General features: G+C 51.0%; 20 protein-coding genes and 2 tRNA genes. 16 read left to right on the top strand and 6 right to left on the bottom strand.

Going from position 1 to position 23,114, the window contains the following annotated elements; genetic code table 11:
• Positions 1-107: 107 nt before the first annotated feature.
• Together ppc and BV405_RS09385 are read left to right on the top strand one after the other, a co-directional pair.
• Entirely contained in the window at positions 108-2,747 is a 2,640-nt protein-coding gene (ppc, locus tag BV405_RS09390; protein ID WP_086480598.1) for a phosphoenolpyruvate carboxylase, read from the top strand.
• A gap of 101 nt (positions 2,748-2,848) precedes the next feature.
• The gene (locus BV405_RS09385; protein ID WP_217895618.1) at positions 2,849-3,460 is read left to right on the top strand and encodes an HD domain-containing protein; all 612 of its coding nucleotides are present in this window, start codon (positions 2,849-2,851) and stop codon (positions 3,458-3,460) included.
• Here the strand turns inward: BV405_RS09385 and BV405_RS09380 are convergent.
• Positions 3,445-4,368 carry a ketopantoate reductase family protein gene (locus BV405_RS09380; protein WP_086480597.1) on the bottom strand — a complete coding sequence of 308 codons (924 nt, stop codon included), beginning with the start codon at positions 4,366-4,368 and terminating at the stop codon, positions 3,445-3,447. The two genes, BV405_RS09385 and BV405_RS09380, sit on opposite strands and share 16 nt — an antisense overlap.
• Positions 4,369-4,440: 72 nt before the next feature.
• Between BV405_RS09380 and BV405_RS09375 the strand changes: the two genes are divergently transcribed.
• The 5 genes from BV405_RS09375 to BV405_RS09355 all read left to right on the top strand — a co-directional run bounded on the left by BV405_RS09375 (position 4,441) and on the right by BV405_RS09355 (position 6,843).
• On the top strand, positions 4,441-4,923 hold the full coding sequence (locus tag BV405_RS09375; RefSeq protein ID WP_086480596.1) for a YajQ family cyclic di-GMP-binding protein: 483 nt from the start codon (positions 4,441-4,443) through the stop codon (positions 4,921-4,923).
• 174 nt (positions 4,924-5,097) lie between these two features.
• On the top strand, positions 5,098-5,421 hold the full coding sequence (locus tag BV405_RS09370) for a DMT family transporter (protein WP_086480595.1): 324 nt from the start codon (positions 5,098-5,100) through the stop codon (positions 5,419-5,421).
• Between the two features lie 135 nt (positions 5,422-5,556).
• A complete protein-coding gene (locus tag BV405_RS09365; RefSeq protein ID WP_176330101.1) occupies positions 5,557-6,066 on the top strand; it encodes a P-loop nucleotide/nucleoside kinase family protein in 510 nt (169 codons plus the stop codon).
• Positions 6,067-6,078: 12 nt separating this feature from the next.
• Positions 6,079-6,483, top strand: a complete 405-nt coding sequence (locus BV405_RS09360) for a DUF1801 domain-containing protein (protein ID WP_086480594.1) — start codon at positions 6,079-6,081, stop codon at positions 6,481-6,483.
• 42 nt (positions 6,484-6,525) lie between these two features.
• Entirely contained in the window at positions 6,526-6,843 is a 318-nt protein-coding gene (locus tag BV405_RS09355) for an antibiotic biosynthesis monooxygenase family protein (RefSeq protein WP_086480593.1), read from the top strand.
• 72 nt (positions 6,844-6,915) lie between these two features.
• On the opposite strand, the gene BV405_RS09350 is transcribed toward BV405_RS09355, so the two are convergent.
• A complete protein-coding gene (locus BV405_RS09350) occupies positions 6,916-7,386 on the bottom strand; it encodes a Fur family transcriptional regulator (protein WP_086480592.1) in 471 nt (156 codons plus the stop codon).
• The gene (locus BV405_RS09345; protein WP_245832286.1) at positions 7,383-8,795 is read right to left on the bottom strand and encodes an AmpG family muropeptide MFS transporter; all 1,413 of its coding nucleotides are present in this window, start codon (positions 8,793-8,795) and stop codon (positions 7,383-7,385) included. Before BV405_RS09345 ends, BV405_RS09350 begins: the two co-directional genes overlap by 4 nt.
• Positions 8,796-9,083: 288 nt before the next feature.
• Between BV405_RS09345 and BV405_RS09340 the strand changes: the two genes are divergently transcribed.
• The 4 genes from BV405_RS09340 (at position 9,084) to BV405_RS09325 (ending at position 11,872) form a co-directional block, all read left to right on the top strand.
• Complete coding sequence (locus BV405_RS09340; RefSeq protein WP_086480591.1) at positions 9,084-9,890, top strand: carbon-nitrogen hydrolase family protein; 807 nt, start codon at positions 9,084-9,086, stop codon at positions 9,888-9,890.
• Between the two features lie 153 nt (positions 9,891-10,043).
• Positions 10,044-11,528 carry a glutamate--tRNA ligase gene (gltX, locus tag BV405_RS09335; protein WP_086480590.1) on the top strand — a complete coding sequence of 495 codons (1,485 nt, stop codon included), beginning with the start codon at positions 10,044-10,046 and terminating at the stop codon, positions 11,526-11,528.
• Positions 11,529-11,670: 142 nt separating this feature from the next.
• Positions 11,671-11,746, top strand: a tRNA-Ala gene (locus BV405_RS09330).
• A gap of 50 nt (positions 11,747-11,796) precedes the next feature.
• Positions 11,797-11,872, top strand: a tRNA-Glu gene (locus BV405_RS09325).
• 194 nt (positions 11,873-12,066) lie between these two features.
• Here the strand turns inward: BV405_RS09325 and BV405_RS09320 are convergent.
• From BV405_RS09320 to gltA, 3 genes are all read right to left on the bottom strand, one after another.
• Positions 12,067-14,010, bottom strand: coding sequence for an HD domain-containing phosphohydrolase (locus BV405_RS09320; RefSeq protein WP_086480589.1), 1,944 nt, complete (start codon positions 14,008-14,010; stop codon positions 12,067-12,069).
• Positions 14,011-14,129: 119 nt separating this feature from the next.
• Positions 14,130-15,005 (bottom strand): NAD(P)-dependent oxidoreductase, encoded by an 876-nt coding sequence (locus tag BV405_RS09315; protein ID WP_086480588.1) that lies wholly within the window; start codon positions 15,003-15,005, stop codon positions 14,130-14,132.
• Positions 15,006-15,101: 96 nt separating this feature from the next.
• Entirely contained in the window at positions 15,102-16,388 is a 1,287-nt protein-coding gene (gltA, locus tag BV405_RS09310) for a citrate synthase (protein WP_086480587.1), read from the bottom strand.
• 314 nt (positions 16,389-16,702) lie between these two features.
• Between gltA and sdhC the strand changes: the two genes are divergently transcribed.
• From sdhC to BV405_RS09285, 5 genes are all read left to right on the top strand, one after another.
• A complete protein-coding gene (gene sdhC, locus BV405_RS09305) occupies positions 16,703-17,137 on the top strand; it encodes a succinate dehydrogenase, cytochrome b556 subunit (protein ID WP_086480586.1) in 435 nt (144 codons plus the stop codon).
• Positions 17,131-17,478 carry a succinate dehydrogenase, hydrophobic membrane anchor protein gene (gene sdhD / locus BV405_RS09300; RefSeq protein WP_086480585.1) on the top strand — a complete coding sequence of 116 codons (348 nt, stop codon included), beginning with the start codon at positions 17,131-17,133 and terminating at the stop codon, positions 17,476-17,478. Before sdhC ends, sdhD begins: the two co-directional genes overlap by 7 nt.
• Before the next feature lie 3 nt (positions 17,479-17,481).
• Positions 17,482-19,257, top strand: coding sequence for a succinate dehydrogenase flavoprotein subunit (gene sdhA / locus BV405_RS09295; protein ID WP_086480584.1), 1,776 nt, complete (start codon positions 17,482-17,484; stop codon positions 19,255-19,257).
• Positions 19,258-19,278: 21 nt separating this feature from the next.
• On the top strand, positions 19,279-19,980 hold the full coding sequence (locus tag BV405_RS09290) for a succinate dehydrogenase iron-sulfur subunit (RefSeq protein WP_281251678.1): 702 nt from the start codon (positions 19,279-19,281) through the stop codon (positions 19,978-19,980).
• 236 nt (positions 19,981-20,216) lie between these two features.
• Positions 20,217-23,060, top strand: a complete 2,844-nt coding sequence (locus BV405_RS09285; RefSeq protein ID WP_086480582.1) for a 2-oxoglutarate dehydrogenase E1 component — start codon at positions 20,217-20,219, stop codon at positions 23,058-23,060.
• Positions 23,061-23,114: the final 54 nt, after the last annotated feature.

Here is a 23,114-nt window from a genome sequence, read left to right as displayed (position 1 = left end):
ATGTAAACGTAGTAAAAAATATTTACGGGGAAGGTTAGCCGGGTTTACAGCGATATCTGTAACCTATTCCCGTAAAACGAATTTTCCAGACATCATGGAGGTAACCCGTGAATCAGTTACATGAGTCGTTGCGTGACAATGTGCGAGAACTGGGTGACTATCTGGGACAAACCATCAGCCACCATCTGGGTGATGATTTTTTAGAAAAGATTGAAACCATTCGCCATCTGGCAAAAGCGGATCGGGTGGGGGATCACTCCGATAACAGCCTGCAGGATTATCTCAGTAACCTGTCTGATGATGAGTTACTGCCCGTGGCACGGGCCTTTAACCAGTTTCTGAATCTGGCCAATATTGCCGAACAACATTACCGTGCCCGCTATCGTAAAACTGAGAACTATGAAGCTATTGAGCAGCAGTCCATTGTGACCCTGTTTAATCATCTGGAAACCCAGAACATTTCGCCGGAAGAGATCTGGCAAACCATCACCGATATGCGTATCGATCTGGTGATGACCGCTCACCCTACTGAAGTGAATCGCCGTACCCTGATCCAGAAGTACGATGGCATCGCAGACAACCTCAACCAGCTGGAAAACGAAAGTCTGTATCTGGATCAGCGGGAGAAGATTCAGGATCGCATCCGCCAGTTGGTTGAACAGGCCTGGCACACCGATGAGATCCGTCATCAGCGCCCGACCCCTGTGGATGAGGCTAAGTGGGGTTTTGTGGTTATTGAGAACTCCCTCTGGCAGGCGGTGCCCGAGTTTTATCGCTACCTGAATCATGGGCTGAAAGTGGCCACCGGTCGTTCCCTGCCTCTTGATTGTTCACCGATACGTTTTGCTTCCTGGATGGGGGGCGACCGTGACGGTAATCCGAATGTGACCGCTAAGGTGACTCAGGAAGTCCTGTTGTTAGCCCGCTGGATGGCAGCGGACCTTTACCTGCGTGATATCGACCAGCTGCTGAATGAACTCTCCATGTGGCAGTGTAATGATGAGCTGCGCGCTGAGGTTGGCGAGGAAACCAAAGAGCCTTACCGTGTGCTGCTGCGGGGGCTTCGCCGTCGCCTGCAGGTGACTCAGGAATGGATCGAAGATCAGCTGGATGGTCATAGCCGTGACGAACGGCCGGATGCGGTACTGATCGATAGCGAAGAGCTGAAAGCCCCGCTGAAACTCTGTTATCGCAGTCTGATCGATTGCGGTATGGAGCGCATCGCCAAAGGCCCTCTGCTGGACACCTTGCGTCGGGCCAGCTGTTTTGGTCTGAATTTGCTGAAACTGGATATCCGTCAGGATTCTGCCCGTCATGCGGATGTGATGTCTGAGATCTGTCAGGCGTTGGATCTGGGGGATTATCACGACTGGAGTGAGTCTGAGAAGCAGCAGTTTCTGCTGAGTGAGCTGCGCTCCTGTCGTCCTTTGATTCCCCATAACTGGGAGCCTTCTGCAGAAGTGCAGGAGGTGATCGATACCTGTCGTGTGGTTGCCCAGCAATCTCAGGAAGCGTTAGGCAGTTACGTGATCTCCATGGCGCACTACGCCTCAGATGTGCTGGCGGTGCATCTGTTACTGAAAGAGTGTGGTTGTCCTTTCCCGATGAAGGTCGTGCCGCTGTTTGAAACGTTGGATGATCTGGATCGCTCTTCGGATGTGATCGGCAGTCTTCTGCGTATCGAATGGTATCAGGATCAGATTCAGGGCGAGCAGGAGGTGATGATCGGCTACTCCGATTCATCCAAAGACGCCGGTCAGCTGGCAGCGGCCTGGGGGCAGTATCGAGCTCAGGAAGAGCTGGTGAAAGTCTGCAAGCGTCATGGTGTGCACCTGACTCTGTTCCACGGTCGGGGTGGTACCGTTGGTCGTGGCGGCGGCCCTGCACGGGCGGCGATTCTGGCTCAGCCTCCGGGGTCTGTGAGCGGTAGCCTGCGGGTAACCGAACAAGGGGAGATGATCCGCTTTAAATTCGGCCTGCCGGATATCGCCCAGAGAAGCATGGAGATCTATGTTTCTGCGGTGCTGGAAGCGACGCTTCAGCCACCGCCATCGGTGAAACCTCAGTGGCGACAGGAGATGAATCTGCTGGCAGAGCGTGCCTTGCATAGTTATCGCCATCAGGTTCGTGAAGTACCGGAATTTGTGCCTTACTTCCGGGCGATCACACCGGAGCAGGAGCTGGCTAAGCTGCCTTTGGGGAGTCGTCCTGCCAAGCGTCGTGCGGATGGCGGCGTGGAAAGCCTGCGGGCGATCCCCTGGATCTTCGCCTGGACTCAGATCCGTCTGATGCTGCCAGCTTGGTTAGGCAGCGATATCGCTCTGTCCGATGCGGTGCAGGAAGGTGAGCTACCCTTAATCAGAGAGATGATGGAAAACTGGCCATTTTTCACAACCTACATGGATATGTTGGAGATGGTACTGACCAAGTCCGACGCCAACGTCGCCCGCTACTATGAGAAGAAGCTGGTACCGGAGAAGCTTCACCCGTTGGGTGATGTGCTCTGTAGTCGTCTGGATAATCTGAAACAGACGGTGAAGCAGATCCGTAATCGTAAGGAGCTTCAGGAACACATGCCGCTGATCGCTGAAGCGGTTCGGGTGCGTAACCCCTACATCGACCCGCTGCATGTACTGCAGGCGGAGCTGCTGCAAAGGGATCGTACCCAAGCCGGTAACGCTCAGGTTGAGCAGGCGCTGATGGTGACTATGGCCGGTATCGCTGCTGGCTTGCGTAATACGGGTTAAACCAAGTGTGAAACAGCAGTTAAGTGAGAAGCAGTAGTTAAGTGTGAAACAGCAGGCAATAAGCCCCGGCTGCATAGCAGCCGGGCAGATCAGGAGCTTGAATGGACGCCAATAAACAACCTGAGATGCATAACACTGAGTCTGACTCAGCCATGCAGCATCCCTTAGTGGAGCGCGCACGTCGTTTCGCGTCAGATGCCCATGGCCGCCTTGAGCAGGTTCGTCGCTATACCAATGAGGATTATATTGTTCATCCACAGGCGGTTGCTGAACGGGTAGCGGAATATCTTCCGGAACCAGAGGTGTTAGCAGCGGCCTGGCTGCATGATGTGGTGGAGGACACCGATGTCGATCTGGAAGAGATCCGACAGTTGTTTGGTGATGAGGTGGCGCTTTTGGTGGATCAGCTGACCTCTGGTCCTCACAGCCCTGAGCTGGAAAGGGCAGAGCGCAAGTTGATTGATCGCCTGCAGCTGGAACAGGCGGATATCCGCGCCAAAACCATCAAACTGGCGGATATTATCGACAATACTTACACCATTGCCGAGCGGGATCCTGAGTTTGCCGCCCTCTATCTGCCGGAAAAGTACGCCATGCTTCAGGTACTCAAGCAGGGAAATCCGGAGTTATTTGCAGAAGCCCGGCAGATTATTGAAGAAGGCTTGCAACAGCTGGAACAGCTCAGCCAAAAGCCGCCTTATGAAGACGGCTGATTAAAGCGTTCTTTTACCTGCTGATAGATGGCAAAACTTTCCGGCACTTCAATATTCAGACGATCAGCCTGCTGCACCAGATAGCCGTTGATGTAGTCGATCTCGGTGATCTTGCCTCTCAGGGTATCCTGCAACATGGAGGAGCGGTTTTGAGCCGTGCCTTCAATCACATCAGTTGCCAGTCTTAGCAGTCCCTGTTCCGGCAGTTGCAGCTGCAGGCCTTTCATTACAGCTTCGGTTTCCTGACACAGACGGGTCACTCTCTGATAACGATCCGGTTGCATCAGCTCGCCATTCAGACACTGATCCAGTGCGGTCAGGCCGTTAATGGCGATATTGATCGCCAGCTTATTCCACAAGGCCTGATTGATATCCTCGCAGGCTTCGATGATCAGATCCGTTTTTTCCAGATCTTTAACCACCTCACGCCAGACCTGCTGGCCTGCACTATTCAGCGCACCAACACGACTGACACCTTGACCGGCATGGATCACATGACCGGGTTCAGTACGGTAAGCACCGTCGGTGATGCAGACGGCGACTATGGCGTACTCTGGGTATGTTTCTGCAACAGCCTGTTGAGACCCCATACCGTTTTGCAGTAGGACAATGCAGGCATCATCGGTTAATGCGTGCTGAATACCTGCCACGGCTGCCACAGCATCGTGAGCTTTTGTCGCGACAACCAACCGGCTAATGGATTTCTCCGGGCAGGCGGAAGCTGTGGTCAGCTCTGCCTCAAATGCTGAAGCCTGATCTGCCTGAAACCGTGTCAGGCTCAGGGATGCAGGTGCAGCAACCCCTTCTCTGTGCAGTAGGGTAACGGGGAAACCAGCCTGATTCAGATAGCCTGCCCAAAGGCAGCCCAGCGAACCCGCACCCAGTACCGTCCAGTGTGTTTGACTCATTCAATTTATCCAGTTGGCAGAAACAGGGGCGCAAGTATAATGCCTGCAGACAGAATTATTAAGGAGACAAACATGCCATCTTTTGATGTGGTGTCAGAACTCGATATGCATCAGGTGACTAATGCGGTGGATCAGTCCAACCGTGTGGTAACCAACCGCTTCGATTTTAAAGGCGTAGAAGCCAAATTTGTTCGTAAAGACAACGTGGTAGAGGTGATCTCTGAGTCTGAATTTCAGGTTCGCCAGATGGTGGATATGCTGCAGGCTGAACTGATCAGCCGTAAAGTTGATACCAAGTGTATGGATGTGGGTGACGTGATCGAAAGCGGTAAAACTGCTAAATCGATTGTGACGCTTCAGGAAGGCATTGATACCGATACTGCACGTAAAATCGTCAAAATGATCAAAAATGAGAAGCTGAAAGTTCAGGCTGCGATTCAGGGCGACCAGGTTCGCGTAACCGGCAAAAAGCGTGATGACCTGCAACAGGTGATCGCTTTCCTGCGTCAGGCAGAGCTGGATATTCCACTGCAGTATCAGAATTTCCGCGACTGATTCAGCTTGGATTTCTGACGTATAAAGACCGGAGCTTGCCTCCGGTTTTTTCTGCCTGAAATTTATCAGCAGGCATTTCCAAGGCGATTTTGAATGTGCTAATGTCCGGCACAGTTCAGGGACGACCCTGAAACTTTAATTAATCAGCGGGGACGGCCCTTTTTCGGAGTCGTTATGAACTGGTTAATTCTCATCTGTGCAGGTCTTCTGGAAGTCGTTTGGGCTGTCGGCCTTAAATACACCGAAGGATTCTCTAAACCTGTCCCCTCGTTTTTCGTTGTGGTCGCCATGGCTGCAAGTATCTACCTGCTTAGTATCGCCGTCAGAACTCTTCCCTTGGGAACGGCTTATGCCATCTGGGTTGGTGTTGGTATGCTAGGAGTCGTCATTCTTGGTGTATTGCTGTTTAACGAATCTCTTTCCCTGATCAAAGTAATCAGCCTGATTCTGGTGGTGATCGGTATGGTGGACTTAAGTTATCCAGCGAGGTTTAGGTAGGGGGGCAACAGCTTAACCGCTTCTTGAAGAGCGAATAACCCTCGCTCTGAATATTAGCGCCCGCCGGTTGGGCGCTGAGTACAAACCGCGTATTGTTCAGAGCCAGACATCTGATATTTATTGCCAGGAATCAGCATGATGAAACAGGGACGACTCTATTTTTTCTGCGGCAAGATGGGCGCGGGCAAATCTACCTATTCAAAACAGTTAGCGGCAGAAAAGCAGGCAGTACGCTTATCAGAGGATGAGTGGTTGGCGGCTCATTACCCCGATCAGATCCGGAGTTTTGATGATTATCTGAAACACGCCGCTCTGATCTGCCCCTTTGTCCGGCAGCTGGTGCAGCAGGTTCTCGCCACAGGAACGGACGTGGTGATGGATTTCCCAGCCAATACCCTGCGTCAGCGCAGCTGGTTTCTGAATCTTTGTCGTGATGCAGGTTGTGAGCATCAGATGATCTGGCTGGATCTGAGTGATGAGGAGTGCCTGAAACAGATCGCCAAACGTCGCCTTGAGCAGCCGGAACGGGCAGCCTTTGATACCGAAACCGTATTTCATCAGGTGACTGCTTTTTTTGAGCCGCCAACCGCTGAGGAAGGTTTGAATCTTATGACCCTCACCTCAACAGCCAATAGCGATGAGTAAGGCTGGACAACTATGAGTGATGTAATCAATGCGCGGTTTGCAGATTATCCTGAGCAGGCTCGAATCAGGCTTGATGAGCTGAGGCAGCTGATTATCAGATCGGCAACGGAATTAGGTTTTGCTGAGGTTGATGAAGTGCTGAAGTGGGGAGAACTCAGTTTTAGCGTTAAAGGTGGCAGTCCCGTTCGAATCGACTGGAAAGAAAAAACACCGGATCAGTATTACCTGTTCTTTAATTGTAAAACCCGTTTGGTCGAGACCTTTAAAGAGCTATATCGTGACAGCCTTGTTTTTGAAGGTAATCGGGCGATTGTGCTGCCCTTAGCTGAAGTTATGCCTGAGAAGGCGGTTGGACACTGTGTCAGGCTGGCACTTACGTACCATAAGGTTAAGCATCTACCCTTGTTAGGTACTTAAAATCACAAGTATTTATGACAACTTACTACAGAAGAGAATGCGATGACTGATATTGCCCAAACTCCGGAACCACCCTATTACGCGGTGATTTTTACCAATCAAAGAACCGAAGGTGATGAAGGGTATGGAGCCATGGCCGAGCGTATGGTTGAGCTGGCGGCAGAGCAACCGGGATTTTTGGGAGTAGAATCGGTTCGGGATGGTTTGGGCATCACCGTCTCTTATTGGGAAAGTCTGGAAGCGATCAAACACTGGAAACAGAATGCTGAACACCAGGAAGCTCAGCGACTGGGGCATGAGAAGTGGTATGCCTCATTTAAACTGAGGGTTGCCAAAGTAGAGCGGGATTACGGTATCTGAAGCTCTCTACTGATATGCTCGCACACAGAAAAGGCCTCAATTGAGGCCTTTTGAAATTTGGTGTTCTGCTGGTCAGACTTTAGTGTCTTTCTGGCACTGTTCACACAGGCCGTGTAATTCCAGTTGTTTGCGAACGAGGGTGAAACCTGCTTCCTCAATGCCCCGGTTAAGTTCATTCAGGGTGTCTTCGCTGATGGTTAGTTCTTTCACGGTGTTGCACTGATCACAGATCAGAAACTTAGGCGGCTGGTGAGGATGGTCACAACGAATATGGTTACAGGTCAGAAACTGGTTGGTGGTTTCCAGCTTGTGCACAAAACCGTTGTCCAGTAAGAAGGTCAGAATCCGATAGGCGCTCATTGCTGGAAGGTTTTCAGCGTAATCCTTACGGAACTGCTCCACCACATCGTATGCGGATAATGGACTATCAGCTTCCAGCAAAACTCTTAGTACCTTCTCCCGTTTCGGTGTCAGACGGACACCGGAATCCTGACAGGATTTCAGGGCATGGCTGATGGTCTGATCAACATCTTGTTTCATCATGCCTGGGACTCCTTGGTGTCTGCTGAGGCTATTTTATTCATTCTTGGGTTGGTGCGGGTGACCTGTTTCAATTCATCAAGAGTAACCGGTCGCATCTTTCCTGATCCGGTATAACCCGAATTTTCAGGTTCGTCTTCTTGCCGGACAGCTTCTTCATGATCTGTATGGCTGTGCCAGTCTGAAAAGTGGCGCAGCAACCAAAGCCCCGGCAGGGCGATCAGGGTGCAGATCACAAAAAATTCTGTCCAGCCGACAGCCTCTGCCAGATAGCCACTTGGTGCAGAGATCAGGGTGCGGGGCACGCCCATCAGGCTGGTCAGCAGGGCGTATTGAGTAGCTGTAAATCTTTTGTCGGTCAGGGAGGCCATAAAGGCCATGTAGGCGGCTGTTCCCATGCCTGCGGTCAGGTTTTCAAAGCCGATAACGGCAGCAAGCACATTCAGGTTGTAGCCCACTTCTGCCAGAACGGCAAAGCCTGCGGTACTGGCCATCTGCAGGATGCCGAACAGCCAAAGCGCCCGATAGATACCAAGACGAAGAATCAGAGCCCCACCTAAAAAGGCTCCGATCAGGGTGGCCCAGAAACCGAATAGTTTAACCGTGTAGCCGATCTCTTCAGAGCTGTAACCAAGATCCACATAGAAGGGGCTGGTCATGGCGCTGGCGAGGGTGTCGCCCAGTTTATAAAGCAGAATAAACAGCAGGATTGTCCAGGCGCTGTCGCGGGTGAAGTACTCTTTGAACGGCTCAACAACAGCGGCTTTCAGGCTGGTCGGTGGTGCTGCGGCAACACGGGGCTCGGGCGCCATCAGGGTGGTTACGATGCCGATTCCCATACAGAGTCCCATCAGCATATAAACGGCGGCAAAGCCGATACTGTCAGCCAGAACCAAACCACCGCCGGAGGCCAGCAGCATACCGGTGCGGTAGCCATAAACATAAAGGCTGGAGCCCATGCCCAGCTCATTTTCGTGCAGATGCTCGCGCCGGTAGGCATCAATAACGATGTCCTGACTGGCGCTGAAGAAGGTAACCAGTAAGGCCAAAAAAGCGATCAACCAGGGTGACGATGCCGGATCAGACAGGCCAAGGCTTGCGATGGAAAGCGCGAGTAACAGCTGAATCAGCAGCAGCCAGCCCCGACGGCGTCCCAGAAAAGGCAGGGTGTAACGATCCAGCAGAGGAGCCCAGACGAACTTCAGCGTGTAGGGCAGACCCACCAACGCCATCATGCCTATGGTGGATAGATCCACACCTTCCTGACGCATCCATACCTGGAGCACAGAGATGGTCAGCAGTAGCGGCATACCGCTGGAGAAGCCCATAACAAAGGTGACTAACATGCGACGGTTAAAGCATGCTGCCAGAAAGCCTTTAAAATCGAGCCGGTTTGTTTTCTGTGAGGTCAAAGTCGTATCCAATCCTGTCGGGCCAGAATATTAAGCGTATTCAGTTGAAACAGTGTCATCAGTTGAAGCATGGGGGTATCAGTCATCTGGCCGGTAACGCTGAAACCAGCCATTGTACGCAAGAAGCCCTGCTGTGCCGAGGGGCAAAGCTGTTGTTATACTGCGCCTCATTAACGATTCTGCATTGGGGATTGGTTTTCTTGATGATATGCCCACGGAAACAACCCCTGCAGAGGAAGATCTGCTGTGTAGGCAGTAGTAAAACGGTCGCAGTAAAAGGTAATAAAGATGCTGGCAGATTTTAAGGTAGCAGCAGTACAGATGGTGTCCGGTGAAGATCTGGAGCAGAATCTGGCTCGCGCCGAGTATTGGGTGTCTCAGGCGGCTGAGCAGGGTGCTCAGCTGGTGGCTTTGCCAGAGTATTTTACGCTGCTGCACCATGATGAACGGGCAAAATTTGATATTGCAGAGGCTTTCGGTGAAGGTCCGATTCAGCAACGCTTGGCGACCCTCGCCCGTAAGCTGAATATCTGGCTGGTGGCGGGTTCTTTGCCATTGAAAGGTAAGCAGGAAGATCATGTCACCAACACGACGCTGGTGTTTGATCCGGACGGTGTTTGCGTTGCCCGCTATGACAAAATCCATCTGTTTGGTTTCCAACAGGGAGATGAGAGCTATAACGAATCAGCCAGTATTGAAGCGGGCACTCAGCCGGTTTGTTTTGATACCCCCTGGGGACGTGTTGGGCTGGCGATCTGTTATGACCTGCGTTTCCCGGAGCTTTTCCGTGCGCTGGATAATGTGGATCTACTTGTAGTGCCTTCCGCCTTTACTGTGCCGACTGGTCGAGCCCACTGGGAGTTGTTGCTCAAAGCCCGTGCGGTGGAAAACCAGTGTTACCTGCTGGCACCGGCGCAGGGTGGTGATCACGAAAGTGGCCGTAAAACCTGGGGGCGCACCATGGCGCTGGATCCCTGGGGTGAGAAGCTGGCAGAGCTGGAAACCGGTGAAGGTGTCATCGTGGCAGAGCTTAAAGTCAGCCGCTTTGAAGAGGTTCGTCAGCAGTTACCCTGCTGGCTGCACCGTCGTCTGTAAGTTGTTTTGTCTGTTTCATCCGGGATAAACGTAAAGTTTTATTCACGGACGCTTTATTCCGGATTCGGGGGCTGTCGGTCAGACAGCCCCTCGACTATAATTGCCCGCAATTGATTATCTCCCATTCATCATCACAGGAAAGAACGGAAAACCATGACTGTTCGCACCCGTATTGCTCCATCACCAACCGGTGATCCCCACGTTGGTACCGCTTATATTGCACTGTTTAACCTGGCTTTTGCCCGTAAGCATGGCGGTAAGTTTATTCTGCGTATTGAAGATACCGATCAGACCCGTAGCAGTGCTGAATCGGAACAGATGATTTTCGATTCGCTGCGTTGGTTAGGTCTGAACTGGGATGAGGGGCCGGATGTTGGTGGTGAGTACGGTCCTTACCGTCAGTCTGAGCGTAAGGATATGTATGCCGATTACGCGTACCGTCTGGAAAATGAAGGTAAAGCTTTCCGTTGTTACCGCACCAGTGAAGAGCTGGATGAGTTGCGTGAAGCCCGTAAGGCTGAAGGCAAGCATACTGCTCTGAAACAGAGCGATCTGGCTCTGCCTGCGGAAGAGGTTGCAGCCCGTGAAGCCGCTGGCGCACCTTACGTGATCCGTATGTGTGTACCGGAAGAAGGTGTTTGTCAGGTTGAAGACATGCTGCGTGGCACTATCGAGATCGATTGGGGCCAGATCGATTGTCAGATTCTGCTGAAAGCAGATGGCATGCCGACCTACCACCTGGCGAACGTGGTGGATGATCATCTGATGAAGATCACTCACGTACTGCGCGGTGAAGAGTGGATCAACTCTGCGCCTAAGCACAAGCTGCTGTACGAATACTTCGGTTGGGATATGCCGGTACTGTGTCACTTCCCGCTGCTGCGTAATGCCGACAAGTCCAAGCTGTCCAAGCGTAAGAACCCGACTTCGATCAACTTCTATCGTCGTATGGGTTTCCTGCCGCAGGCGGTTGTGAACTATCTGGGGCGTATGGGCTGGTCTATGCCGGATGAGCGTGAGCGCTTCACTCTGGATGAGATGATCGAAAACTTCGATATTCAGCGTGTTTCTCTGGGTGGCCCTGTATTTGACGTTGAGAAGCTGTCCTGGCTGAACGGCCTGTACATCCGTGAAACACTGGATGACCAGCAGTTTATGCAGGAAGTGATGAAGTGGGCTTTCAACCCTGAGTATGTCAGCCAGATCATTCCTCAGATTAAAGGCCGTGTGGAAACGTTCAGCGATATTACACCGCTGGCGGGCTTCTTCTTCTCTGGCATGCTGCCAATCAACGAAGAGAGCTTTGCTCATATCAAGGCGGAAAAAGAAGCGGTTGTAAAACAGCTGCAGTTCACGCTGTGGCAGATGGAAGCGCTGCGTGAGTGGAACAAAGACAATATCTTTGCTGATGTGAAGATGCTGGCAGATCACTTTGAAGTAAAAATCAAAGACTTCCTGCAGCCGATCTTTGTTGCTATCGCTGGTTCTGCGACTTCGTCTTCCGTACTGGATTCTATGGCGATTATCGGTCCGGATATGACCCGTGCCCGTCTGCGTCATGCGGTTGAAGTTCTGGGCGGTGTTTCCAAGAAGCAGACCAAGAAGCTGGAAAAAGAGTTTGCAGCTTTAGGGCAGTAATCGGTAGATCCCTTATGGGAACAGCCTTTCAGGCTAACCGATTGATTTGTCAGCATAAGTTTTCTTAAAAAATGACGTTTTTTTGAAAAAAAGTGTTGACCGGTTCGGGGCGGATCAGTATTATTCGTCCCGTACTTGAGACGGGGCCTTAGCTCAGCTGGGAGAGCGCAACACTGGCAGTGTTGAGGTCAGCGGTTCGATCCCGCTAGGCTCCACCAATCTCTTGTATGATTTGAAGTTTGATCTATGATTAACTTCAGTCCTATGCGTCCCATTCGTCTAGTGGCCTAGGACACCGCCCTTTCACGGCGGTAACAGGGGTTCGAACCCCCTATGGGACGCCATCTTTTCTTCTGAAGATTGAGTTGAAAAGAGATAAAAATACCGCCTTATGGGCGGTTTTTTTATGTCTGAAATTTGGCCTATATCTACAGATGCCCCTCCCGTTTTACTGAAAGATCATCTCTTAATAGTCATTTATAGAATTTCCCGGATTTTCTGCGGTTCGCTTCCGGAGGTCTGTAGTCTGCTTGGAGCTCTAGTCCATCATTAGCAAGCGGTTTACGAAGTACTTGCTTGGGTCTTCCGGGCGGACAATCGTGCCTACGCTTGCAGAGCTTGCCGGATCGGTCAGATCGAAATCATCCGGTGTGATCAGTTGCTTTTTGTCTGCATCATAAATTACACGAACCATAGCAGGTTTGGCGGTTTCCGGATCCAGTGTCAGCACAAAGCCCAGCTTGTTGGATGACAGGCGAACAAAAGAGCCAACCGGCATCAGGCCGACGCATTTGATAAAGCGTTGTACCATCAGGCGGTCGAACTGTTTGTCACTGTTCATCAGGGTTTTGAAAGCCAGTGCCGGCAACATGCCTTTGGCGTAGTTACGGTCGGTAGTCATGGCGTCATAAGCATCAACAATAGCTGCCATTCGGGCGAGGCCGGAAATCTTGTCTGCTTTCAGCTTGCGGGGGTAGCCATTACCGTCAAGGCGCTCTGTGTTGCCCAGAACGACCGCCATAACTTCTTTAGGCAGGTCGGTGCTGGCTTCCGTCAACGCTTTGTGGGTGGTGATGACATGGCGCTGCATGGTCTTCAGTTCCTGCGGCGTCAGGCGATCCGGTTTAAACATGATCATGCTTGGCAGGGAATTCTTGCCCAGATCATGAACCAGTCCAGCCATAATGAGATCAGCAAGGCTTCCGGTATAACCCATGCTCTTAGCAAAATAGGCTAAGTGAATGCCAAAGCTGACGCTGTGCTGAGGAATATAATCCTGAGCATCACGCAATGTGGTTAGCGCCAGAAGAACGTGAGGGTTCTGTTCCAATGCGCTGGCCAGTTGCTCGGAAACGTCGAATGCGGGCTGCAGCTTAAGTGTTTGTTTCTGCTTGAGCTGGGCCAGCAAGCCCTTCACGCAAGCGATCGCATTGGTGTGGTAAAGACGGAACTCTTTGAACAGTTCCTGTAGCTTGGCTTTCTCTTTCTGTTGTTTCAGTTCGTTAATGCCGGACTGAATGGAACCCTCTTCGATAACCTCTTCAACCAGCTCTTCGGAGTTATCTTCGTCAGTTGTTGCTGATGAGTTGCTATCAGAAGTTCTGTTCGCCTTAGTCACTTTCTTGCGACGAGGTTTTTCGCTGCTTTCTGCTGCTGGTGCTGATTCGCCACCTTCGCCCTCTTCAAGGGGTTTGGGTTCGTAAAGAGGGGAGATGTAGCGAGAGCTACCATCGCTGGAGCGACGGGCGACTTCCCTTTGGATCTCAGCTACGGCGTAGGATACCTTGCGCTCTTCCATTGGGGGGAGATCAACAAATAGGCAGCCACAGCTTGAGCGATCAGTCTTCTCGTCATAGCCTACGTGGCGAACCTGAATAGCGGTGACAATAGACAGTTGATTCGGGAAAGTGATCGAGCAGCTGTCCAGAACCGCCTGATTACCAAGAATCTCCCGATAATCGCCATCGATTTCGATCTGACAGCCCTGGGCTGAAATATCCTTCAGTTCACCAACGATAGGTTTGGCAAAGTCTTTGGAATCGAAAATAGCATCGATAACAACGCCGCGACGAATCTGTGCGCGGTAAAACTGGCGGCGCTGGAAATAATCCAGCTCATCCGGGAAAGGGATCTTGTAGATCGCCTGACCATCCTGTACCCCTTTGCCAACGGCTTTAAGGGTTGATGAAGCGATACGGCAACCGTCGTAATAGGCTTCAAACATAAAGGCACCACTTTTAGCCATAACCCGGTCTCCCCAGTTGGGAGAGACCTGATCGACAATAAAGTGGCGGTTCTTAAGATCCACTTTAAGGATGATGGTGCTATAAACACCTTCAACCGTATTGAAGTGAAGCTTGAGAGGGATATGGTGATCCTTCAGGCGGTTGAGAAGCCCGTAGATGCTTTCAGGTTTGGTCAAGAGCTGGCCTTGCGGCTCAGATTGATTGTCCTGCTGTGCGTTGGGTGTCTCGGTCGCCAAGGTACCAAATCCTCTTTGTCAGAATGGCTGGGATGTTTTAGAAAAAAGAAAACATCTTATAAAATCAAATGCCTGAATTGTACACTTAAAATTGTATCAGGCTATTACCAAAAAGGTATTTAGTCTGTTGCTTTCAGGCGCTTGAGTAAGCTGGAGGTATCCCAGCGGCCACCACCCATTGCCTGTACCTCTCCGTAGAACTGGTCAACAAGTGCGGTGACCGGTAGTTTAGCCTTAATCTTGCGTCCCTGGTTTAGACAGATATCAAGGTCTTTGCGCATCCAGTCGACTGCGAAGCCATGGTCGTATTTATCATCGATCATTGTCTGGTGGCGGTTCATCATTTGCCATGAGCCTGCGGCGCCTTTAGAGATCACATCGATCACTTTGTTTTGATCAAGACCTGCTTTCTCGGCAAAGTAGAGTCCTTCCGATAAGCCCTGTACCAGGCCTGCGATACAGATCTGGTTGACCATCTTGGTCATTTGGCCTGCGCCTGCTTCGCCCATCAGGGTGACGGCCTGTGCATAAATCGCCATTATATCCTGGCTTTTTTCGAAGATCGCTTCTTCGCCACCGCACATGATGGTCAGTTTTCCGTTTTCAGCACCTTGTTGGCCTCCGGAAACCGGAGCGTCAATAAAGTGTAATCCGGCGTTACGACAGGCTGTGTCGAGCTCAGTGGCAAGTTCGGCTGATGCAGTAGTGTGATCGATAAGAATGGCTTCAGGTTTCATTCCGGAGATTGCGCCGTTTTCGCCGGTGGTAACGCTACGTACATCATCGTCATTACCCACGCAGCAGAAGACGATGTCAGCATTTTTTGCTGCTTCTGCCGGAGTGGTGCCAAAAGTGCCGCCATAGGTTTCTGCCCATTGTTCCGCTTTTTGAGTGGTGCGGTTATAGACGCAAACCTTATGACCGGCTTTCGCCAGATGTCCTGCCATTGGGTAACCCATAACGCCAAGACCGATAAATGCGAGATTTAATGGCATTGTTATTGTTCTCCGTGCTCTGTTGGTCGGGTATGTGTTTTATCACTAAAGAAAAAAGGGCTGCAAAGCAGCCCTTTTGGTGGAACCGGTTCGGGATTATTTTGCAGGATAATCGCGAGCATCGGAACCTTTGTACAGCTGGCGAGGGCGACCAATCTTGTTGTCGCCGCTTACCATCTCTTTCCAGTGAGAGATCCAGCCAACAGTACGGGACAGTGCAAAGATCACTGTGAACATGTTGGTTGGAATGCCAATCGCTTTCAGGATGATGCCGGAGTAGAAGTCTACGTTCGGGTAAAGCTGGCGCTTAACGAAGTATTCGTCTTCCAGTGCGATCTCTTCCAGGCGCTTAGCAATATGCAGCTGTGGATCGTTTTCCAGGCCTAGTTCTTTCAGAACTTCGTCACAGGTTTCTTTCATAACTTTCGCACGAGGGTCGAAGTTACGGTAAACGCGGTGACCAAAGCCCATCAGACGGAATGGATCATCTTTGTCTTTCGCTTTAGCGATGAAGCGCTGGATGTTCTCTTCAGAATCTTCACCGATTTCGTCCAGCATCTCCAGTACTGCTTCGTTGGCGCCACCGTGTGATGGGCCCCAAAGAGCAGCAATACCTGCAGCAATACAGGCAAATGGGTTGGCGCCGGTGGAGCCGGTCAGGCGAACGGTAGAAGTAGACGCGTTCTGCTCGTGGTCCGCATGCAGCATAAAGATGCGGTCCATTGCCTTAGCCAGTACCGGGTTCGGCTTGTACTCTTCGCAAGGTGTGCTGAACATCATGTGCAGGAAGTTTTCTGCATAGTTGAAGTCATTGCGAGGGAATACGAAAGGCTGGCCAACTGAATATTTGTAGCACATAGCTGCGATAGTTGGCATTTTCGCGATCAGGCGGAATGCTGAAACTTCACGGTCACGTGGGTTGTTGATATCCAGGGAGTCGTGGTAGAACGCTGATAGCGCGCCCACTACGCCGCACAAAATTGCCATTGGGTGTGCGTCACGACGGAAGCCTTTGAAGAATTGAGTCAGCTGCTCGTGCACCATGGTGTGGTACGTAATAGTGGACTCAAATTGTTTTTTCTCTTCTGGGCTTGGCAGTTCGCCATTCAGCAGAAGGTAGCACAGTTCGATGTAGTCAGACTGCTTTGCCAGTTGCTCGATCGGGTAGCCGCGGTGCAGCAATACGCCTTTTGCGCCATCAATGTAAGTGATGGCAGACTCGCAGGAAGCAGTTGAGACAAAGCCTGGGTCGTAAGTGAACATTCCCTTGGAGGTCAAGCCGCGTACGTCGATAACGTCAGGGCCAACTGTGCCGTTATAAATCGGCAGTTCAATTGGTTCGTCAAGCCCTGGTACCGTCAGGATCGCTTTCTTGTCAGCCATTATGGCCTCCTTTCTAATTGTTAATTCATACTTGCCATGCCCAAAATCGCGGACTGCACAAATATAGAAGGATAAGCAGGATTGTCAATTACCTAAAAAGGTAGCAGTAATGCAGGTACCGATTGTTAAAATCGGGTAGCAATCGGAAGTGTGGCGACCCAAGGGAATTATGCCCCGGCTATGCCTTTGGTTTTATTGTAATCAGAATAGCGAGTCACTATAATTCCTGCCGCACGATTGGCGGTGGTGCCGCCTTATATAAATAGGTATACGAAATAGGGTTTTAGCCCTGTTTATTGCTTCTAGATATAAGGATGCAACCACCAGAAACCATAAGCCCTAAGAAAGGGCATAGAGAGTGTGTAAGAGCCGTGAATAGCAAAAGACCTGTAAACTTAGATCTAGCAACTATTAAGCTCCCTCTCCCTGCGTATACTTCGATTCTGCACCGTATCACGGGCGTTATTCTGTTTGTCGGACTGGCGTTCATGTTCTGGGCTTTTGATGCTTCTCTGGAGTCAGAAGAAAGCTTCAACGCAGTTAAAGAAACTCTGCAGGAGGGTGCATTCGCCAAGTTTGTACTCTGGGGACTTCTTTCCGCATTGGCATACCACGTTGTAGCGGGTATCAAACACCTGATTATGGATGTTGGTATCGGTGAAACACTGGAAGGTGGCCGTCTGGGCGCCAAGCTGACGCTGGTGATTTCTGTAATTCTGATTGTACTGGCAGGGGTTTGGGTATGGTAACTAACGTAACGAATTTCGGTCGTAGCGGCCTGTCAGACTGGTTGTTACAGCGTTTTAGTGCGGTTGTTCTGGCTCTGTACAGCGTTTTTATCGTTGGTTATTTCCTGACGACTTCTGATCTGGACTACGCTCAGTGGTCTGCGTTCTTCCAGCAAACCTGGGTTCGTATCTTCACTTTTCTGAGCATCCTGTCTATTGCTGCCCACGCCTGGATCGGTCTGTGGACGATTTCCACTGACTATATCAAGCCAACGGGGATCCGTTTTGTATTCCAGGCAGTATGTAACCTAGCCCTGTTTACCTATGTGGTATGGGGTGTTCAAGTTCTTTGGGGAGCGTAAGGAATGTCTGCAAATCTACGTACACTGAATTTTGATGCCATCATCGTTGGTGGTGGCGGTTCCGGTATGCGTGCAGCTCTGCAGCTGTCGCAGTCCGGTAAGAAAACTGCTCTGATTACAAAAGTTTTCCCAACCCGTTCACACACTGTATCGGCTCAGGGTGGTATTACCTGTGCGATCGCAAGTGCGGATCCGAACGATGATTGGCGCTGGCACATGTACGATACCGTTAAAGGTTCGGACTATATTGGTGACCAGGATGCTATCGAGTATATGTGTTCCGAAGGCCCTAAAGCGGTATTCGAACTGGAGCACATGGGGCTGCCTTTCTCCCGTTTTGACAATGGTCGTATCTACCAGCGTCCTTTCGGTGGTCAGTCTAAAAACTTTGGTGAAGGCGGTCAGGCTGCCCGTACTTGTGCTGCTGCGGACCGTACTGGTCACGCTCTGCTGCACACTCTGTATCAGGCTAACCTGAAAAATAACACTGTATTCCTGAACGAATGGTATGCAGTGGATCTGGTTCGCAACGATTCCGGTGACATCTGTGGTGTAATTGCACTGTGCATCGAAACTGGCGAAACCGTATTTGTTAAAGCGGCTGCGACTGTTCTGGCAACCGGTGGTGCAGGCCGTATCTACGCTTCTACCACTAACGCTCTGATCAACACAGGTGACGGTGTTGGTATGGCGCTGCGTGCCGGTATTCCTGTTCAGGATATCGAAATGTGGCAGTTCCACCCAACCGGTATCGCGGGTGCGGGTGTACTGGTAACTGAAGGTTGCCGTGGTGAAGGTGGCTATCTGGTAAACAAAGATGGCGAGCGCTTCATGGAGCGTTATGCGCCTAACGCCAAAGACCTTGCAGGTCGTGATGTTGTGGCACGTTCTATGGTTATGGAGATCCTGGAAGGCCGCGGTTGTGGCGAGAAAGGCGATCACGTATTCCTGAAGCTTGACCACCTGGGTGAAGAAGTTCTGAACAAGCGTCTGCCTGGTATCTGTGAGCTGTCAAAAACATTTGCTCACGCAGACCCAACTAAAGAACCTGTGCCTGTTGTTCCAACCTGTCACTATATGATGGGTGGTGTACCGACTAACGTTCACGGTCAGGCTCTGACTCAGGATGCAGACGGTAACGATCACATCATCAATGGTCTGTACGCAGTAGGTGAAGTGGCTTGTGTATCTGTTCACGGTGCAAACCGTCTGGGCGGTAACTCTCTGCTTGACCTGGTTGTATTCGGCCGTGCTGCAGGTATCCATATCGAGAAAGCCCTGAGCGAAGGCCTGACCGATGCTCCTGTTAACGAAGCTGATATCGAACGTGCAATGGCGCGACTGAACCGTTGGAACGGTTCTACTGACGGCGAAAGCGTTGCTGAGCTGCGTGCTGAGCTGCAGCAGACCATGCAGAACTACTTCGGTGTATTCCGTACAGAAGAATACATGCTGAAAGGTATTAAAGAACTGGAATCTCTGCGCGAGCGTATTGCTAATGCGAAGCTGGACGATAAGTCTCAGGCGTTTAACACCGCGCGCATTGAAGCTCTGGAACTGGATAACCTGCTGGAAGTGGCGGAAGCAACCGCTATTACAGCTGAATACCGTAAAGAGAGCCGTGGTGCTCACGCTCGTGACGATTATCAGGATCGTGATGATGAGAACTGGCTGAAGCACTCAATGTACTTCCCTGGTGAGAAGCGTGTTGGTAAGCGTGATGTTAACTTTGCGCCTAAGACAGTACCTGCATTCGAACCAAAAGTACGTACTTACTAATTTACGGGAGTTAGCCTAATGCTGGTTGTTAGTGTATACCGCTATAATCCGGAAAAAGATTCTGCTCCGTACATGCAGGAATTCAACATCGACACTAAAGGTGCAGACCTGATGGTGCTTGATGTTCTGCATCTGGTAAAAGAGCAGGACAATACGTTTGCCTACCGTCGTTCTTGCCGTGAAGGTGTTTGCGGCTCCGACGGTATGAACATGAACGGTAAAAATGGTCTGGCTTGTATCACTCCTCTGTCCGAGGTTGTGACTGGTGGCAAGCTGGTTATCCGTCCTCTGCCTGGTCTGCCGGTTATCCGTGACCTGGTTGTTGATATGTCTCTGTTCTACAAGCAATACGAGCGTATCAAGCCTTACCTGCTGAATGACACTCCGGCTCCGGCTATCGAGCGTCTGCAAGCACCTGAGGAACGTGATAAACTTGACGGCCTGTACGAGTGTATTCTTTGTGCATGTTGTTCAACGTCCTGCCCGTCTTTCTGGTGGAACCCTGATAAGTTTGTCGGTCCGTCCGGCCTGCTGCAGGCGTACCGCTTCCTGATTGACAGCCGTGACACTCAAACCCGCGAGCGACTGGCAGAACTGGACGATCCGTTCAGTGTATTCCGTTGCCGCGGTATTATGAACTGCGTAAGTGTATGTCCTAAAGGCTTGAATCCAACAAAAGCCATCGGTCATATCCGTGACATGCTGTTGCGTAACGCGACCTAGTCAAACCGCAGCTCATTTACACAATAATAAAGCTATTGTGTCTGCCGACAGGCAGACACCTGTGGTCGCTAAAGCCGGCGCTCAAAAGGTGCCGGCTTTAGCAAACGTAAAAACGACTTGGGGAACGGGGCTCGTCCCTAATCTGCAGAAAGGTAAGGCACGCTACCTTTTTTTTGACCTGAAAAAGACTCAAGGGTCATTGTGGATTTCAAGTTCCTCGTGCAGGGTGACTAAGAATGCAAGAAGGCATAATGGAGTTGATGTGGAGCTCTTCCCACGTCTACGGGGGCAATGTGTCCTACGTTGAAGGGCTTTATGAGCAATATTTGCTTGATCCGAATGCAATTCCTGAAGAGTGGAGGAACTACTTCGACAAGCTTCCAAGAACCGAAGGCACCGGTTCTCGTGATATCCCCCTTACGCCCATCCGCGAACACTTCGATCTGCTTGCCAAAAACAAGCACAAAGCTGCTCCCGCCAGTGCTGGCTCAGTAAGCACTGAACATGAAAAGAAACAGGTTCGTGTTCTGCAGCTGATCAATGCTTACCGTTTCCGCGGCCACCAGAAAGCTAATATCGACCCCCTGAACTTGCTTCAGCGTGAGCCGGTAGCTGACCTGGATCTGGCGTACCACCAATTATCTGCTGCTGATCTGGATACGGTTTTCCAAACCGGCTCTCTGTTCATCGGTAAAGATGAAGCCCCACTGCGTGAAATCATCGAAGCGCTGGAGAAAACATACTGCTCCACCACCGGCGCTGAGTTCATGCACATCGTGAACACAGAAGAGAAGCGCTGGTTACAACAGCGTTTTGAAAGCGTGCGTTCAGCTCCTGCATTCGGAGTTGAAGCGAAGAAACATATCCTTGAGCGTCTGACTGCCGCTGAAGGTATGGAGAACTACCTTGCATCCCGCTATCCAGGTACCAAGCGTTTTGGTCTGGAAGGTGGTGAGTCTTTCATTCCTATGGTTGATGAGCTCATTCAGCGCTCTGGTTCCTTCGGCGTGAAAGAAGTCGTTATCGGTATGGCTCACCGTGGTCGTCTTAACCTGCTGGTTAACATTCTGGGTAAAAACCCAGCGGAACTATTTGAAGAGTTTGAAGGTAAGAAACTCAATCATGATGGTTCCGGTGATGTGAAATACCACCAGGGTTTCTCATCCAACGTGATGACTTCCGGTGGCGAAGTTCACTTGGCTCTGGCTTTTAACCCTTCTCACCTGGAAATTGTTTCTCCGGTTGTTGAAGGCTCGGTTCGTGCCCGTCAGGATCGTCGTAAAGACACTTCCGGTGACGCGGTAATGCCGATTGTTGTTCATGGTGATTCTGCCTTTGCAGGTCAGGGTGTAGTGATGGAGACATTCCAGATGTCTCAGACCCGTGCCTACAAAACCGGCGGCACCATCCATATTGTGATCAACAACCAGGTTGGTTTCACCACCAGTAAGCCTGAAGATACCCGTTCTACTGAATACTGTACTGATATCGCTAAGATGGTTCAGGCACCTATAATCCACGTTAATGGTGATGATCCGGAAGCTGTGATCCATGCCGCTCAGGTTGCTGCTGATTACCGTCAGCAATTCAAGCGTGATGTCGTGATTGACCTGGTTTGCTACCGCCGTCGTGGTCACAACGAAGCGGACGAGCCATCAGGTACTCAGCCTCTGATGTATCAGAAGATCGCCAAGCAGCCGACAACCCGTACCCTGTACGCACAGCGTCTGATTGCTGAAGGTGTTCTGACGGAAGCTGAAGATAAAGACAAGATGGAAGACTACCGTTCGGCGCTTGTTGATGGCCGACATGTAGCTAACAGCTTGGTTAAAGAACCGAACAAAGAGCTGTTCGTTGACTGGACTCCTTATCTGGGTCACGAATGGACCTCAGAAGCAGATACCTCTGTTGAGCTGACGCATCTGCAGGCACTGGCTAATAAACTGGGTGAAATCCCAGACGGTGTTAAAATTCAGCGTCAGGTAAACAAGATTTACGAAGACCGTCGTAAGATGGCTGCAGGTGCCATGCCTGTAAACTGGGGTTTTGCAGAAGTACTGGCTTATGCCACGATTCTGGATCAGAACCATCCGGTTCGTATCACAGGTCAGGATGTTGGCCGTGGTACTTTCTCGCACCGCCATGCAGTGATTCACAGTCAGACTGATGGTGAGGTTTATGTACCTCTGCAGAACCTGTCTGAGTCACAACCAGCTATGACTATTCATGACTCCTACCTGTCTGAAGAAGCGGTTCTGGCGTTCGAATATGGTTATGCAACAACAAAACCTGATGCACTGGTTATTTGGGAAGCACAGTTTGGTGACTTCGCTAACGGTGCACAGGTTGTAATTGATCAGTTCATCACCAGTGGTGAACACAAGTGGGGCCGTCTGTGTGGTCTGACCATGCTGCTGCCACACGGTTATGAGGGCCAGGGCCCTGAGCACTCCTCTGCGCGTCTGGAGCGTTACCTGCAATCCTGTGCTGAGCACAATATTCAGGTTGTTGTTCCGACAACGCCTGCGCAGGTTTACCACATGCTGCGTCGCCAGGTGATCCGTCCGCTGCGTAAGCCGCTGATTGTTATGTCGCCGAAGAGTCTGTTGCGCCATAAAGATGCAACCTCGACTCTTGAAGAGCTGGCTAACGGTAGCTTCCAGCCGATCATCAACGAAGTAGACACTACCATTGATAAGAGTCAGGTCAAGCGCCTGGTGCTGACCAGCGGTAAGGTTTACTACGATCTGGCGAATTACCGTCGTGAGAATGAGCGCAGTGATACGGCGATTATCCGTATTGAGCAGCTTTATCCGTTCCCGCAGGAAGCTCTGGCTGACATCGTTGCCGAATACCCTGCACTGGAAGAAGTTGTTTGGTGTCAGGATGAGCCAATGAACCAGGGCGCTTGGTACAGCAGTCAGCACCATATGCGTGGTGTTCTGAACGACTACCGTAAAGGCTTCGGTTTTGAACTGAAGTTTGCGGGTCGTCCGGCTTCTGCTGCTCCGGCTTGTGGTTATACTTCTGTGCATGCTGAACAGCAAACGCAGCTGGTATCCGACGCTTTTAACGCTTAATTGATCAATTACGTGCCCTGCAATAAGCGGGGCACCTCAGATTTTTTGTTTGTG

This window comes from Oceanospirillum sanctuarii (assembly GCF_002150805.1).
In the GTDB taxonomy this organism is placed as follows: Bacteria; Pseudomonadota; Gammaproteobacteria; order Pseudomonadales; family Halomonadaceae; genus Oceanospirillum; species Oceanospirillum sanctuarii.
Note: the sequence above shows the minus strand (reverse complement) of the source record. Positions and strands in the feature narration are given on the sequence as shown.

What these genes read in the sequence shown, in the direction of transcription:
- gltX (WP_086480590.1), top strand. Translation starts at nt 10,044, where the DNA reads ATGACTGTTCGCACCCGTATTGCTCCATCACCAACCGGTGATCCCCAC.
- BV405_RS09315 (WP_086480588.1), bottom strand. Translation starts at nt 15,005, where the DNA reads ATGCCATTAAATCTCGCATTTATCGGTCTTGGCGTTATGGGTTACCCA.
- BV405_RS09385 (WP_217895618.1), top strand. Translation starts at nt 2,849, where the DNA reads ATGGACGCCAATAAACAACCTGAGATGCATAACACTGAGTCTGACTCA.
- BV405_RS09355 (WP_086480593.1), top strand. Translation starts at nt 6,526, where the DNA reads ATGACTGATATTGCCCAAACTCCGGAACCACCCTATTACGCGGTGATT.
- BV405_RS09285 (WP_086480582.1), top strand. Translation starts at nt 20,217, where the DNA reads ATGCAAGAAGGCATAATGGAGTTGATGTGGAGCTCTTCCCACGTCTAC.
- gltA (WP_086480587.1), bottom strand. Translation starts at nt 16,388, where the DNA reads ATGGCTGACAAGAAAGCGATCCTGACGGTACCAGGGCTTGACGAACCA.
- BV405_RS09370 (WP_086480595.1), top strand. Translation starts at nt 5,098, where the DNA reads ATGAACTGGTTAATTCTCATCTGTGCAGGTCTTCTGGAAGTCGTTTGG.
- sdhC (WP_086480586.1), top strand. Translation starts at nt 16,703, where the DNA reads ATGCAACCACCAGAAACCATAAGCCCTAAGAAAGGGCATAGAGAGTGT.
- BV405_RS09340 (WP_086480591.1), top strand. Translation starts at nt 9,084, where the DNA reads ATGCTGGCAGATTTTAAGGTAGCAGCAGTACAGATGGTGTCCGGTGAA.
- sdhD (WP_086480585.1), top strand. Translation starts at nt 17,131, where the DNA reads ATGGTAACTAACGTAACGAATTTCGGTCGTAGCGGCCTGTCAGACTGG.
- BV405_RS09350 (WP_086480592.1), bottom strand. Translation starts at nt 7,386, where the DNA reads ATGATGAAACAAGATGTTGATCAGACCATCAGCCATGCCCTGAAATCC.
- sdhA (WP_086480584.1), top strand. Translation starts at nt 17,482, where the DNA reads ATGTCTGCAAATCTACGTACACTGAATTTTGATGCCATCATCGTTGGT.
- BV405_RS09380 (WP_086480597.1), bottom strand. Translation starts at nt 4,368, where the DNA reads ATGAGTCAAACACACTGGACGGTACTGGGTGCGGGTTCGCTGGGCTGC.
- BV405_RS09360 (WP_086480594.1), top strand. Translation starts at nt 6,079, where the DNA reads ATGAGTGATGTAATCAATGCGCGGTTTGCAGATTATCCTGAGCAGGCT.
- BV405_RS09365 (WP_176330101.1), top strand. Translation starts at nt 5,557, where the DNA reads ATGATGAAACAGGGACGACTCTATTTTTTCTGCGGCAAGATGGGCGCG.
- BV405_RS09375 (WP_086480596.1), top strand. Translation starts at nt 4,441, where the DNA reads ATGCCATCTTTTGATGTGGTGTCAGAACTCGATATGCATCAGGTGACT.